12 protein-coding genes are annotated in these 14044 nt (G+C 56.4%); 4 read left to right on the top strand and 8 right to left on the bottom strand.

The window, feature by feature from the left end; genetic code table 11:
- Positions 1 to 51 precede the first annotated feature (51 nt).
- Complete coding sequence (locus tag M0974_RS06940; RefSeq protein ID WP_297834473.1) at positions 52 to 1875, top strand: sigma-54-dependent Fis family transcriptional regulator; 1824 nt, start codon at positions 52 to 54, stop codon at positions 1873 to 1875.
- 107 nt (positions 1876 to 1982) lie between these two features.
- Here the strand turns inward: M0974_RS06940 and cysS are convergent, their stop codons facing one another.
- Together cysS and M0974_RS06930 are read right to left on the bottom strand one after the other, a co-directional pair.
- On the bottom strand, positions 1983 to 3365 hold the full coding sequence (gene cysS, locus M0974_RS06935; RefSeq protein ID WP_297834470.1) for a cysteine--tRNA ligase: 1383 nt from the start codon (positions 3363 to 3365) through the stop codon (positions 1983 to 1985).
- Between the two features lie 21 nt (positions 3366 to 3386).
- Positions 3387 to 5078, bottom strand: a complete 1692-nt coding sequence (locus M0974_RS06930) for a glutamine--tRNA ligase/YqeY domain fusion protein (RefSeq protein WP_297834467.1) — start codon at positions 5076 to 5078, stop codon at positions 3387 to 3389.
- Between the two features lie 129 nt (positions 5079 to 5207).
- Here M0974_RS06930 and M0974_RS06925 point away from each other — a divergent pair, with 129 nt between their 5' ends.
- Positions 5208 to 5708 (top strand): peptidylprolyl isomerase, encoded by a 501-nt coding sequence (locus tag M0974_RS06925; RefSeq protein ID WP_297834465.1) that lies wholly within the window; start codon positions 5208 to 5210, stop codon positions 5706 to 5708.
- A complete protein-coding gene (lpxH, locus tag M0974_RS06920) occupies positions 5705 to 6457 on the top strand; it encodes a UDP-2,3-diacylglucosamine diphosphatase (protein WP_297834462.1) in 753 nt (250 codons plus the stop codon). The genes M0974_RS06925 and lpxH overlap by 4 nt, the downstream gene beginning before the upstream one ends.
- 98 nt (positions 6458 to 6555) lie before the next feature.
- Here the strand turns inward: lpxH and M0974_RS06915 are convergent, their stop codons facing one another.
- The 5 genes from M0974_RS06915 to M0974_RS06895 form a co-directional block, all read right to left on the bottom strand.
- Positions 6556 to 8088, bottom strand: a complete 1533-nt coding sequence (locus M0974_RS06915; protein WP_297834459.1) for a DHA2 family efflux MFS transporter permease subunit — start codon at positions 8086 to 8088, stop codon at positions 6556 to 6558.
- Between the two features lie 63 nt (positions 8089 to 8151).
- Positions 8152 to 9429, bottom strand: coding sequence for an HlyD family efflux transporter periplasmic adaptor subunit (locus M0974_RS06910; protein ID WP_297834456.1), 1278 nt, complete (start codon positions 9427 to 9429; stop codon positions 8152 to 8154).
- Positions 9430 to 9444: 15 nt separating this feature from the next.
- On the bottom strand, positions 9445 to 10938 hold the full coding sequence (locus M0974_RS06905) for an efflux transporter outer membrane subunit (protein WP_297834453.1): 1494 nt from the start codon (positions 10936 to 10938) through the stop codon (positions 9445 to 9447).
- A complete protein-coding gene (locus M0974_RS06900; RefSeq protein WP_297834450.1) occupies positions 10935 to 11423 on the bottom strand; it encodes a MarR family winged helix-turn-helix transcriptional regulator in 489 nt (162 codons plus the stop codon). The genes M0974_RS06905 and M0974_RS06900 overlap by 4 nt, the downstream gene beginning before the upstream one ends.
- Before the next feature lie 231 nt (positions 11424 to 11654).
- Entirely contained in the window at positions 11655 to 12317 is a 663-nt protein-coding gene (locus tag M0974_RS06895; RefSeq protein WP_297834475.1) for a tRNA isopentenyl-2-thiomethyl-A-37 hydroxylase MiaE, read from the bottom strand.
- A 158-nt stretch (positions 12318 to 12475) separates the two neighbouring features.
- Here M0974_RS06895 and M0974_RS06890 point away from each other — a divergent pair, with 158 nt between their 5' ends.
- Positions 12476 to 13327 (top strand): universal stress protein, encoded by an 852-nt coding sequence (locus M0974_RS06890; protein ID WP_297834448.1) that lies wholly within the window; start codon positions 12476 to 12478, stop codon positions 13325 to 13327.
- 67 nt (positions 13328 to 13394) lie between these two features.
- Here the strand turns inward: M0974_RS06890 and M0974_RS06885 are convergent, their stop codons facing one another.
- Positions 13395 to 13865, bottom strand: a complete 471-nt coding sequence (locus tag M0974_RS06885) for a DUF1289 domain-containing protein (RefSeq protein ID WP_297834445.1) — start codon at positions 13863 to 13865, stop codon at positions 13395 to 13397.
- Positions 13866 to 14044: the final 179 nt, after the last annotated feature.

Below are 14044 nucleotides of genomic sequence, written 5' to 3'. Positions count from 1 at the left end.
CGATGCGCGCAGGTAAAACAAAAACAATAATGTCGACCCAGGGACCCTTACATGACCACTTACAGCAGATCGCTTGCGCACGAAACCGTCATCAAGGAGTCTTGGACTCGCTGTCGTGAATTCGGTCTAGATCATCATTCCAGGCCCTCATTCGGCCAATTGCCCAACGTTGAGATCTCTCAACTGATCGAGCGGCACCACGCGCTGGTGCAAACCACTCACCAAGAAGTGTTGCCGTACTACGAAAATATCCTGAGTAACTCTAATTGCCTGATCATGCTCGCCGACAACCGAGGGCTGCTGCTTAAGTCCTGGGGTAAACAACGCTTTGTTGAATCGCCGCAAACCGACGGTTTCATGGCCGGTGCCAGCTGGATCGAAAGCGCCACTGGCACTAATGCGATTGGCACCGCGCTGGCGTGCGAGCAAGCAGTGCACATTGAACACGATGAACACTTCCTGAAGGCCAACCGCTTCATGACCGGCTCAGCCGCCCCTATTTTCGATGCCTCGCGGCGGGTGATCGCGGTCCTCGACGTGTCCAGCGACAGTTTCCTGCCGCCATCCCATACCCTGGGGATGGTGAAAATGATGAGTCAGACAGTGGAAAACCGGCTGATCCTCAATCAGTTTCAGGACACGCATCTTCAATTGACCTTTAATACCGGCGCCAACAACCTCGACAGTCAATGGGCCGGCCTGTTGATCGTCGACGAAAGCGGGCAAATCGTCTGCACCAACCGCCGCGCCGAAAACTTGTTGAGCATCAACCCGTCACAGATTGATATCGAACGCCTGTTCAAAACGTCCCTGCGACAGTTGCTTGAGCAAAAAGAAGGGCAATCGTTTTCCCTGCTGGATACCCGAAACAACCGGTTCCACTGCCTGTTACGCCACCCACGGTACGCATCGGTGCCAATACGGGTCGCACAGGTACAGAAAAGTCGGTGGCCCGATGAGTCATTGTCCCTGTCAGCGATTGCCTTGGGCGACCCCCTCGTGGAAAAGGCCGTGCGTCAGGCAGAACGTCTGCTGGAGAAAAATATTCCACTGCTGATCCATGGCGAGACCGGAGTCGGCAAAGAAGTCTTTGTTAAAGCGTTGCATCACGCCAGTTCAAGAGCGCATCAGCCGTTGATTGCGATCAACTGCGCCGCGATCCCTTCTGAGCTGGTGGAAGCGGAACTGTTCGGTTACGAAAAAGGTGCGTTCACCGGAGCCCATCCGCGGGGCAGCCTGGGTCTGATCCGCAAGGCGGATAAAGGCACGCTGTTTCTGGATGAAATTGGCGACATGCCGTTGGCGGTACAGGCGCGGCTATTAAGGGTGCTTCAGGAACGGGTGGTTCAGCCGTTGGGCAGTAGCGAACTGTTTGCAGTGGATATCCGCCTGATCTCCGCCACCCATTCGCCGTTGCGCGAACAGGTGCTGGCCGGTCACTTTCGCCAGGATTTGTTCTACCGCATCAACGGCCTGACCCTTGAGTTGCCGCCGCTGCGCCACCGCACCGACAAAGGCGCGCTGTTTCAGCAACTGTGGGAGCAGCATCGTGAGGCGCATCAACACGCCGGCTTTGCGGCCGAGGTGCAGCGGCTGTTTCATCGGCACCCGTGGCCAGGCAATCTGCGACAGCTCAGCAGTGTGATTCAGGTGGCACTGGCATTAGCCGACGAACAACTGATCACCACCGAGCATCTGCCGGATGATTTTCTGGCTGATCTGGAGGATGACAATATTCGAACGGAGCAGGCAACGTCAGATGATCTGCAGCAATTGCTGCGCGCCGCTGGCGGCAACATCTCGCAACTGGCTAAGCAACTGGGGGTAAGCCGCAATACGCTTTACAAGCGGCTGCGCGAGCAGCGGATGGCGTGATGCCTGGATACTCACAACCTCTGTAGGAGCCAACTTGTGGGCGAGGCAGCCGCAAGGGTTTACGGGTAAATCGCCTCGCCAACACGTTGGCTCCTACAGCTATTGGATCAGTCAGCCAAACGCCAAGTGGTTCCACCCTTACCATCTTCCAGCACCACGCCCATGGCGGTGAGCTGGTCGCGGATGCGGTCGGAGGCGGCCCAGTCTTTTTCAGCACGCGCCGTCAGTCGGGCCTGAATCAACGCTTCGACTTCTGCCGCATCAACCCGGCCTTCGGCACCCGCGCGCAAGAAGTCATCGGCTTCAAGCTGCAAGACACCCAACACACTGGCCAATTCTTTCAAGCGTGCAGCCAATCCGGCGGCAGCGTTTAAATCGGTATCGCGTAGACGGTTAATCTCGCGCACCATCTCAAACAACACCGCACAGGCTTCCGGCGTACCAAAGTCGTCGTTCATCGCCGCAGAGAAACGTTCAACAAACGCTTCGCCGCCAGCGGGAGCAACGGCTGGCAAGCCTTTGAGCGCGTGATAAAAACGTTCAAGCGCACCCTTGGACTCTTTCAGGCTGTCTTCGGAGTAGTTGATCGAGCTGCGGTAATGGCTGGACACCAATAGATAGCGCACAACCTCTGGCTGATATTTTTCCAGCACGTCGCGAATGGTGAAGAAGTTGTTCAAGGACTTGGACATCTTCTCGCCATTGATGCGAATCATGCCGCAGTGCATCCAGGTATTGGCGTATTGCTTACCGGTAGCGGCCTCGCTCTGAGCGATTTCGTTTTCATGGTGCGGAAACTCAAGGTCGTTACCACCACCATGAATATCGAACGTCTCACCCAGGCAGCAGGTCGACATCACCGAGCACTCGATGTGCCAGCCCGGCCGTCCCGCGCCCCACGGTGATTCCCAGCTCGGCTCGCCCGGCTTTACGCCTTTCCAGAGCACAAAATCCAGTGGATCGTCTTTCGACTCATCCACTTCGATTCGTGCGCCGATGCGCAAATCTTCGATCTTCTTGCGTGACAACTTGCCGTAACCCAGGAATTTGCCGACGCGGTAATACACGTCGCCATTACCCGGCGCGTAGGCATAGCCCTTGTCGATCAAGGTCTGGATCATGGCGTGCATACCAGCGATATGATCGGTGGCACGCGGCTCCAGGTCCGGCGGCAAGATGTTCAGGCGCGCCTCGTCTTCGTGCATTGCATCAATCATGCGGGTGGTCAGGGCGTCGAACGACTCGCCATTGTCACGGGCACGGTTGATGATCTTGTCGTCAATGTCAGTGATATTGCGCACATACGTCAGGTCGTAGCCGCTAAATCGCAGCCAACGCGTGATCAAATCGAAAGCAACCATGCTCCGACCGTGACCAATGTGGCAGAAGTCGTACACGGTCATGCCGCACACGTACATCCGCACCTTGTTGCCGTCCAGCGGCGTGAACACTTCTTTGCTCTTGCTGAGCGTGTTGTAGATCGAAAGCACGTTGAATCCCTTGGGCGTGGCTTAACTCCACGAATCTCGCAGAGTTACCGTTCGGTTGAATACTGGATGACCAGGTTTCGAGTCCTTCATGTCCGCGCAGAAATAACCTTCGCGTTCGAACTGGAAACGGTCTTCCGGCTGCGCTTGGGCCAATGAAGGCTCAGCACGACAACCCGTCAGCACTTGCAGGGAATCAGGGTTGATATTTTCCAGGAAAGTGGCGCCGTCTTCGGCTTTTTCCGGGTTTGGCGAACGGAACAGGCGATCATACAAACGCACTTCACATTCAACGCTGGCGGCTGCCGGGACCCAATGCACAACGCCTTTGACCTTGCGACCTTCCGGGTTTTTGCCCAGAGTTTCAGGGTCATACGAACAACGCAGTTCAACGATGTTGCCGTCGGCGTCTTTGATCGCTTCGTCGGCACGAATCACGTAGCTGCCACGCAGGCGCACTTCGCCGCTTGGCTCCAGGCGTTTGTAGCCTTTTGGCGGTTCTTCCATGAAGTCATCGCGGTCGATGTAGATTTCACGAGCGAACGGCAACTCACGCACGCCCATGTCTTCTTTCGGGTGACGGGCCAATTGCAGATTCTCGACCTGCCCTTCCGGGTAATTGGTGATCACAACTTTCAACGGACGCAGCACGCACATGGCACGCGGCGCACTGTGATCAAGGTCATCGCGGATGCTGAATTCAAGCATGCCGAAATCCACCACACCGTCGGAACGGTTAGTGCCGATCATCTCGCAAAAGTTACGAATCGAGCCTGGGGTGTAACCACGACGACGGAAGCCCGACAAGGTCGACATCCGTGGGTCATCCCAACCAAGCACGTGCTTCTCATCGACCAATTGCTTGAGTTTGCGCTTGCTGGTGACGGTGTAGCTCAGGTTCAGACGCGAAAACTCATACTGACGCGGCTTGCTTGGCACCGGCAGATTATCGAGGAACCAGTCATACAGCGGACGATGGCTTTCGAATTCCAGGGTGCAGATCGAGTGGGTGATACCTTCGATGGCATCCGACTGACCGTGGGTGAAATCGTAGATCGGGTAAATGCACCACTTATCGCCGGTCTGATGGTGATGAGCGTGGCGAATGCGATACAGGATCGGGTCGCGTAGGTTCATGTTCGGCGAGGCCATGTCGATCTTGGCGCGCAGCACGCGAGCGCCGTCTTCGAACTCACCCGCCTTCATGCGGGCGAACAGGTCTAGGCTTTCCTCGACACTGCGCTCACGGAAGGGACTGTTCTTGCCCGGCTCGGTCAAGGTGCCACGGTATTCGCGCGCTTGCTCAGGGGTCAGGTCATCGACGTAGGCTTTGCCGGATTTAATCAGCTCTACTGCCCAATCGTGCAATTGGTCGAAATACTGTGAGGCATAGCGCACTTCGCCGGACCATTGAAAGCCCAGCCATTTGACGTCGCTTTCGATGGCGTCGATGTATTCCTGGTCTTCCTTGGCCGGGTTGGTGTCGTCGAAACGCAGGTGCGTTTCACCGCCGAACTCCTGTGCCAGACCGAAGTTCACACAAATCGCCTTGGCGTGGCCGATGTGCAGGTAACCGTTGGGCTCAGGCGGAAAGCGGGTCACGATCTTGGTGTGCTTGCCCGAATCCAGGTCCGCCTGCACGATTGCGCGCAGAAAATTGGTCGGAACGGCAGGTCCTGCCTTGGAATTCGCAGCGGAGTCAGTGGGCTTGCTCATAGGATCCTTGGGCGTACAAGTGCGCAGCCTGGGTAGGCCGACTAAATCAAAGCGCTTATCATAGCCGAAGCTGTCAAGGTGTTGCGACCGGCGCGCCTCTTTCAAAAAATCAAAACGAGCGATTTTTCAATGTCCAAAGTCAAACTGAGCACCAACCATGGCGACATCGTCCTGGAACTGAACGCTGAGAAAGCGCCAGAAACTGTTGCCAACTTTGTGCAGTACGTTAAAGAAGGTCATTACAGCAACACCATTTTTCACCGAGTCATCAGCAATTTCATGATTCAGGGCGGTGGTTTCGAGCCTGGCATGGCACAAAAGAAAACCCGCGCCACGATCAAGAACGAAGCCGGCAATGGTCTTTCCAACGACAAATACACGGTCGCCATGGCCCGCACCATGGAGCCGCATTCAGCCTCTTCGCAATTCTTTATCAACGTGGCTGACAACGAGTTCCTCAACCACACCGCACCAACCGTTCAAGGCTGGGGTTACACCGTGTTCGGTGAAGTGGTCGAAGGCAAGGACGTAGTCGACAAGATCAGAGGCGTCGCCACCACCATGAAAGCCGGCCATCAAGACGTACCGACGGACGATGTGATCATCGAATACGCCGAGATCATTGAGTGATTTTACTGATTTCGGATTTGCACCTGGAAGAGCAACGCCCGGACATTACCCGGGCCTTTCTTGACCTGCTCGACGGGCGCGCGCGCGATGCCGAGTCGCTGTACATCCTGGGGGATTTTTTCGAAGCATGGGTTGGCGACGATGCGATGTCGCCTTTTCAGCTGTCGATCTGCAAGGCCCTGCGTGATCTAAGCGACAGCGGCACTAAAATATTCTTGATGCACGGCAATCGCGACTTCATGATCGGTTACGCCTTTTGCAAGGCAGCGGGCTGCACGTTATTGGCCGATCCCAGCGTGGTGCAGCTTAACGGCGAGCCGGTGCTGTTGATGCATGGCGACAGCCTGTGTACACGGGACGAAGCGTACATGCGCATGCGCCGCTACTTGCGCAACCCAGTGACATTGTTTGTGCTGCGCCATTTGCCGTTGAGCACTCGCCATAAGCTGGCGCGCAAACTGCGCAATGAAAGCCGCGCGCAAACCCGGATGAAAGCCAACGACATTGTCGACGTGACCCCCGAAGAAGTGCCAAGGATCATGGCGCAATACGGCGTGCACACCCTGATCCACGGCCACACCCACCGTCCTGCCATTCATAAACTGCAGGTCGGTGATGAAGCGGGCAAGCGGATCGTACTGGGGGATTGGGATCGGCAAGGCTGGGCATTACAGGTGGATGAACAAGGGTTTCAACTGGCAGCGTTTGATTTTGTGCCTGTTCAACCAGCCCTGACGCAGCAAGGCTGAAGCCTTCGCGAATGAATTCGCTCCCACAGATGGACCGCAATCCCCTGTGGGAGCGAATTCATTCGCGAAGAGGCCGTATGACATCGCACAATTTTTGATCAATGCCCCGCCGGAGGCCCTGCCTTGGCGGTAAACGGCGGTTTTGCCATCCACACCAACACAATCAACGCAAAGAAAAACCATCCCAGCATGTAGAAAAACTCCACCGTCGACATCATGTAAGCCTGGGCATTCACCACCGATTCCAGCTGCGCATACGCCCTACTGCCTGCACCGCCAAGCGTGGTGATCGCATCGCGGGTCGCGGGGTCGTAGTTATTGATGCTTTCGCTCAAGTACGCATGGTGCTGGTTGGCTCGACGAATCCATATCCAGGTCGTCAGCGATGCCGCAAAACTACCGCCCAGGTTACGCAAAAACGTCGCCAGCCCTGAACCGTCGGCAATTTGGCTGGGAGGCAAGTCGGACAGCAAAATGGTCAAGGTCGGCATGAAGAACAACGCAATACCCGCGCCCATGAACAACTGCACCATTGCAATGTGATAAAAATCTACCTGACTGGTGAAGTCAGACCGCATGAAGCAACTGAGCCCGATTGCAAAAAAGGCAATTCCCGCCAATAGCCGCAAGTCGAACTTGTGCGCGTATTTGCCGACAAAGGGTGACATCAATACCGGCAGAACACCCAACGGCGCCACGGCAAAACCAGCGTAAGTCGCGGTATAACCCATCTGCGTCTGCAACCATTGCGGCAGCAGCAGATTAATGCCGAAGAACCCCGAATACCCCCCCACCAGCGTGATGGTGCCGATACGGAAGTTGCGGTAAGCGAACAGCCGCAAATTGACAATCGGGTGCTTGTCGGTCAATTCCCAAATAATGAAAATAGCCAAGCTGATGACTGAAATCACCGCGCCGATCACGATGAAGTGCGACTCGAACCAATCCAAGTCATTACCTTTGTCGAGCACGACTTGTAGCGCGCCAACCCCGATAATTAACGTTATCAACCCCACGTAATCCATCGGCTGACGACTGGTGACCACCGGCCGTGTACGCATTTGCGAGCGAACTACCCACGCAGCAAAAATACCAATCGGCACGTTGATGAAGAAGATCCACGGCCAACTATAACTGTCGGTAATCCAGCCGCCCAGGATCGGACCAGCAATCGGCGCCACCACCGTTACCATCGCCAGCAACGCCAGCGCCATTCCCCTTTTTGCCGGGGGAAAGACCGCAATCAACAGTGTTTGAGTCATGGGATACAACGGCCCCGCGACCACACCCTGCAAGACTCGAAAGCCCACCAGTTCTGGCATCGAGGTGGAAATACCGCACAAGAACGAGGCCATCACGAACAGCAGAGTGGCCCAGATAAACAGCCTCACTTCGCCCACCCGACGGCTCAGCCAGCCGGTCAACGGCAATGCAATGGCGTTACTCACCGCGAACGAGGTGATGACCCACGTGCCTTGCTCCGAACTCACCCCAAGGTTACCGGCGATGGTCGGCAGCGCGACGTTAGCAATGGTGGTGTCGAGCACCTGCATGAAGGTCGCCAGCGACAGGCCGATGGTGCACATCAACAAACTGGGCGGCGTGAAAGACGCCGGGGCGTTCGAGCTCATCGCAAATCCTTTAACTCTTCAACGGTGCTCCGGCGCAGGCGCCGGAGCTGACGGACTGGCGAATCAGCGCTGTACAGTTTTGCTGTTGGTAGCGGCACTGTTGTCGTGAATCAGCTGCGTAATCAGCGAGTCGGCGTCGGCCAACTGCTTGTCGTAGATGTCGGTGCTGAACACCGCTTTGTGCGGAGGTTGCTGAGCTAACACCGGACCGCTCTGGTCGTGCAGATTCACATCGACGACGGTGGACAGGCCGACGCGCAATGGGTGCTCGGTCAACTGGTCCGGGTTAACGTGGATGCGCACCGGGATACGCTGCACAATCTTGATCCAGTTACCGGTAGCGTTCTGCGCCGGAAGCAAGGCAAATGCACTGCCGGTACCCGCACCGATACTGTCAACGGTGCCGCTGTACTTGACGTCGCTGCCATACAAATCGGCTTCAATGTCCACCTGCTGACCGATGCGCATCATGCCCAGCTGGGTTTCCTTGAAGTTGGCGTCGATCCATACTTCATTGAGCGGAATCACTGCCATCAACGCGGTACCCGGCTGAACCCGCTGGCCGAGCTGCACGGTGCGCTTGGCCACGTAACCGGTGACGGGCGCAACCAAGGTGCTGCGAGCGTTGGCCAAGTAGGCCTGACGCAATTGCGCGGCAGCGGCTTTGACGTCAGGGTGGGAGGACACTACGGTTTCGTCGACCAGTGCAGAACTGGTTGCCAACTGCTGCTGTACGTTATTCAGGCTGTTCTGCGCAGTAGTTAAATCGTCCCGGGCATGGGACAGTTCTTCCTGGGAAATCGCCCCGCCTGCCGCCAGATTTTTCCGGCGATTGTAGTTGTCCTGAGCTTTTTGCACTTCAGCCCGCTGCGCCGCCAACTGCGCTTTCATACCGTCGACATTGCTGTACAAGCCGCGCACTTGGCGCACGGTCTTGCCCAGGTTCGCCTCGGCACTTTGCAGGCCGACTTCGGCGTCGCTTGGGTCGAACTGAATCAACACCTGACCCTCACGCACCAAGTCACCGTCGTCAGCGCCGATGCTGACCACGGTGCCGGTGACCAGTGGTGTAATCGCCACCACGTTGCCATTCACATAGGCGTCATCGGTGCTTTCGTTCCAGCGCCCGTATTTCTCATACCAGAACCAAATACCCAAAGCGCCAATAACGACCAACGCCAGCACCAGCAACAGCCAGAACCTGCGTTTTCCCGGATTATTGTCCTTGGGTGGCGCTTGATCGGTTTTCTGGCCCTGGTCTTTTTGCTGGGCCTGATCCTTCGGCTCGTTCTGACCGTTTTGGTCGTTTGTCGAAGCATTTTCGGTAGCGGCAGTAGCCATGACGATTACCTTGAGTTATTCAGTCTGCGAAGCGGTTGAAGGGGTACCCGGGCCGGCATTCTGGTCAGCAGAGCTGCTTTGAAAGCCGCCGCCCAAGGCCTGCATCAACTGAATCGAGAGGTCGATTCGTTCGGCGGTGAGGTCGGCCAGTTGGCGTTGGGACTGGAGCAACTGTTGTTCGATGGTCAGCACGTCGACGTAGTTGCCGATGCCTGAGCCGTAGCGTTGCGTCCCCGTGTCATAAGAGGCTTGGGCGATGTCGGTGGCGCGCTGTTGGGCGTCGATCTGATGACTGATAGAGCGCAATTGGGACAAGGTGTCACTGACGTCGCCCAACGCCTGAACCAGGCTTTTGTTGTACTGCGCCACGGCCAGGTCGTAGTCAGCATCGCGCGCATCAAGGTCAGCACGTAGGCGTCCGCCATCAAAAATCGGCAGGGAAATGGCCGGTCCTATATTAAAGAAGCGGCTGGCTGAGCCAAACATCGCATCACCCAACAGAGACTCTGTACCCGCTGCGGCACTTAAGTTCAGGTTGGGGTAGAAATTGGTTTTGCCGGCAACAATATTCTTGCTCGCCGCTTCAACGCGCCAGCGTGCCGCCACCAAGTCTGGACGGCGACCCAACAATTCAGCGGGCAACGAGGAAGGCAAGGCCACCACACTCGGTTGAAGCACCTTCGGCCGGGCGATTTCGTCGCCACGGTCCGGACCTTTGCCGAGTAACACCGCCAGGCTGATTTTTGCGCTACGCAGGCGTTTTTCGGCGTCGATCAGTTGCGCTTCGGAGCCGGCCTCCAGGCTTTGGGTCTGCTGGAACTGGAAGCGACTGTCGATACCTGACGCCAAACGGCGATTGCCCAACTCAAGCAGTTGCCGCGTTCGCTTCAAATCGTCCGTCGCCAAGTCATACACAACGTGGGCCTGACCAAGATCGCTATAGGCACGCGCCACATCAGCAGCGAGCGTCAGACGCGCTGATTGCTGATCGATTTCGGCGGCGCGCTCCTGACCCAGCGCCGCTTCCCACGTGGCGCGTTGGCCGCCCCACAAATCAAAGTTGTAATTAAAATTCAAACCCAGGTTGCGCACCGTGGCATAGGTCCCCCCCTCGCCAGTCGGGCTCTGATCTGCAGCCAAGCGAGAACGAGTGACACCGGCTTGGGCATCCACGGTCGGTGTGCGTTGCGCATTGGCGGCATACGCTGCGGCGCTCGCCTGATGGGTACGCGCACTGGCGATCTGCATATCGGGGCTGTCACGCAGGGCTTCGGTGATCAAACCGTCAAGCTGCGGATCGCCGAGGCTTTTCCACCATTCTTTGTTTGGCCAGGCCGCTGGCGAGAGTTTTATGTTCTTGAAGCTCTGCGCGGTCTTCAAGCTTTGCGCATCCAGGCTCACACCCTTCGTTTCCAGACCGCTGTAGCTGGCACAACCCGCCAGGCTCATGGCGAGACCGAGCAGCACAAACGCTGGCTTCAGTGAGGTTCGCAGAACAGCGTTATTCATTTCGCACCCGATTGGTTAAAGCCCAGGCGTGAGATGGTGATTTGATCGTCAGCGGCCACTAGCACTTTTGTCAGAATCTGCTCCAGACTTTTCACTTCCACGTTGTCGAGGGCGCTGAACAAATCATTCATGGCGTCGGCGCCAATCATCGGCAGCAGGCCCGAGAGCTTCTGGCCCTCCGCGGTCAACGCGAGGTGAACCTGACGGCGGTCAGTTTCCGAGCGAACGCGCACGATCAGTTCTTTTTGCTCAAGACGGTCGAGCATCCGCGTCATCGACCCACTGTCCAGCGACAGATGCCGACACAGTTCAACCGGCGTATCGGACCCGAACTGGCCAACAATAATCAGCACTTTGAATTGTGAAGACGTGACGCCGTACGGCACTAGATGAGTGTCGAGGATGCGATTTTTCAGGCCATCAACGCGGCCGATCAACAAGCCCATAAGGCCGGCGTGGAAATTCTCGGGAGTGAAGTGCTTCATCGAATCACCAAAAAGCTGCCTAAGCAGTAAAGATGACAAGATATTACTGCTTAGGCAGCAAATGGCCAAGCATTAAATAGGATGCTTTGTTTTAAGGCGACAAGTAGCGCACACCATTTCTCTGTAGGACCGAATTCATTCGGGAAGGCGTCAGGTCGGGCCCAACGATGCGAAATGTAAAATCCATTCCCGAATAAATTCGGTCCCACAGGCTCCCCGATCATCGCCGGATTAAGCGTGAGGGATACCGCTATGGAATCTAAACTCGACATCAGGGCTGTCGATCAAACTGGCTTCAAGCGCCCGAACTTTTTCGATGGTCCGCCCAACGTCGGCGGCGTCGCCATATTGATAGGCCAGTTTCAAATAACCCTGAAAGTGCCGAGCTTCGCTCTTGAGCAAGCCATGGTAGAAGCGGCCCAGCTCTTCATCGAGGTGCGGAACCAGCGCCTCAAAACGCTCGCAGCTGCGCGCCTCGATAAATGCGCCAACCACCAAAGTATCGCTCAGTTTGACCGGCTCATGGCTGCGCACTGCTGATCGCAGGCCTGAGGCGTAACGGCTGGCGGACAACGAGCGCCATTCTACTTTGCGCTTTTTCATCAAACGCACCACTTGCTCGTGGTGCACCAGCTCTTCTCGGGCCAACCGCGACATCATCAGCACCAGGTCCGAATAAGAACCGTATTTGGCAATCATGCTCATCGCGGTGCTGGCAGCCTTGAACTCGCAGTTTTTATGGTCGAGGAGCATTGTCTCCTGATCGGCCAGCGCGGCTTCAACCCAGGCGTCGGGTGTCCTGCACCCCAAAAATTCTTGGATTTCAGGCAGCACAGGCGCCCGCGAAACTTTGGCGGCGGGAAGTGCAGCGTCGATTACAGGGTTCAATTGCATGGGATCACGGTCAGCCGGATGGGCAAAGCGCAGCATTATACGAGCGCCACGCAAATGAACCAGCGCCAAGCAGCGGATTTGTCCTGATCTGAATCAACTACCCACCGGACAAACTGCAACTATAGTTGTGTGTACCGACATCGGCCGAGGCCCTGCCCATGCATGCCGTTCGCAGCATCCTAGTAATTATCGAGCCTCACAACGCCGAAAGCCTGGCCCTCACGCGTGCCAAGCTGATTGCCTGCGTGACCCAAGCGCACCTTCACCTTCTGATCTGCGACAAAAAGCACGATCATTCGCTGCTGCTGGAACAACTGACGGAGGATTTGCTCAAAGCCGACTTCAACGCCACTGCCCAGCAAGCCTGGAATGACAGCCCACACCAAACCATCATCGACGTGCAACAGGCGGAAAACTGCGGCTTAGTGATCAAGCAGCACTTTCCCGACAATCCGCTCAAAAAAGCCCTGCTGACGCCGGATGACTGGAAACTGCTGCGGTTGTGCCCCAGCGAGGTATTGATGGTCAAGACCGCGACCTCATGGAACGGCGGGGTTATTTTAGCGGCGGTGGACGTGGGCAATGCTGATGGCGAACACCGGGCGCTGCACTACAGCATCGTCGATCACGGCTTCGAAATCGCGGCACTGACCAAAGGCCAGTTGCACGTAATCGCCGCCCACCCATCACCTATGCTCACTGCCGCCGACCCCGCCAGCCACATCGAAGCCCGCTACCGCGAACAGTGCCTGGCGTTCCAGACCGAATTCGACGTCGACGACAGTCACCTGCACATCGCCGAAGGCCCGGCGGATGTGCTGATTCCGCACACTGCGCACATCCTCAAGGCCGCCCTCACCATCATTGGAACCGTTGGCCGCACCGGAATTTCAGGGGCGTTGATCGGTAATACTGCTGAAGTAATACTGGATTCGGTGGAAAGTGATGTATTGGTATTGAAGACAGATGAGGTTATTGCGCATTTAGAGGGGTTGGCGGCCAAAGGATGATGGGTTGCCTGTACTGGCGCCTTCCCGAATGAATTCGGTCCCACCGGGGTTCAGGATTGACACCGGCTCACCCGCCAAACGCATCCTTCAGAAACCCCGGCGCGATGTATCGCTCGTAATGGGCTTCGGACAGCAAGAAAAACTCACGATCAATGGCATCCCGCAGATCCGGCAAGCTCCAGCCGCGAAACTCTGGCATCAAAACCACACCATACGCATCCAGCTGGGTAATCACCCGCGCACCGCGAGCAATCAACTGATAGGCCCAGCAATAAACCGACTGATTCGGCACAAAGCGGATTTTACGTTGTTCCAGCTGCTGTCGCAGCTTGCCCGCGTCGAAAACCTGAAGCTTGCCCGCCATCACTTGCACTAATAACTGCTCAAGGCGCAGCCAGACCGCACGTTTTTCATCCTCGTTGTAACCATTCCAATTGATCACTTCGTGGTGAAAACGCTTGCAGCCACGGCACACCAGATCCCCATAAACAGTGGAACAGAGGCCGACGCACGGGGTTTTGATGGTTTGATTGGACATAGGAAACAAGACTACGGCAGGCGAAACAGGTGCGCATGTTATCCCTTTGTCTAACAAGGGTCACCCTTGAACGTGATGGGGTTAACTTACCTTTCGCTCATTTTTGCCGTAGAATCATCGAGCCTTTTAAGGCGCCAATGTCCGTTAGAAGCTGTTTTCAAAGCGTCACGAGCACAGTT

Source organism: Pseudomonas sp. (genome assembly GCF_026224925.1).
Taxonomy (GTDB): domain Bacteria; phylum Pseudomonadota; class Gammaproteobacteria; order Pseudomonadales; family Pseudomonadaceae; genus Aquipseudomonas.
Note: the sequence above shows the minus strand (reverse complement) of the source record. Positions and strands in the feature narration are given on the sequence as shown.

Excerpts from the sequence above, each read along its gene's own strand:
- M0974_RS06940 (WP_297834473.1), top strand. The coding sequence starts at position 52 with ATGACCACTTACAGCAGATCGCTTGCGCACGAAACCGTCATCAAGGAG.
- M0974_RS06930 (WP_297834467.1), bottom strand. The coding sequence starts at position 5,078 with ATGAGCAAGCCCACTGACTCCGCTGCGAATTCCAAGGCAGGACCTGCC.
- M0974_RS06925 (WP_297834465.1), top strand. The coding sequence starts at position 5,208 with ATGTCCAAAGTCAAACTGAGCACCAACCATGGCGACATCGTCCTGGAA.
- M0974_RS06915 (WP_297834459.1), bottom strand. The coding sequence starts at position 8,088 with ATGAGCTCGAACGCCCCGGCGTCTTTCACGCCGCCCAGTTTGTTGATG.
- M0974_RS06910 (WP_297834456.1), bottom strand. The coding sequence starts at position 9,429 with ATGGCTACTGCCGCTACCGAAAATGCTTCGACAAACGACCAAAACGGT.
- M0974_RS06905 (WP_297834453.1), bottom strand. The coding sequence starts at position 10,938 with ATGAATAACGCTGTTCTGCGAACCTCACTGAAGCCAGCGTTTGTGCTG.
- M0974_RS06900 (WP_297834450.1), bottom strand. The coding sequence starts at position 11,423 with ATGAAGCACTTCACTCCCGAGAATTTCCACGCCGGCCTTATGGGCTTG.
- M0974_RS06895 (WP_297834475.1), bottom strand. The coding sequence starts at position 12,317 with ATGCAATTGAACCCTGTAATCGACGCTGCACTTCCCGCCGCCAAAGTT.
- M0974_RS06890 (WP_297834448.1), top strand. The coding sequence starts at position 12,476 with ATGCATGCCGTTCGCAGCATCCTAGTAATTATCGAGCCTCACAACGCC.
- M0974_RS06885 (WP_297834445.1), bottom strand. The coding sequence starts at position 13,865 with ATGTCCAATCAAACCATCAAAACCCCGTGCGTCGGCCTCTGTTCCACT.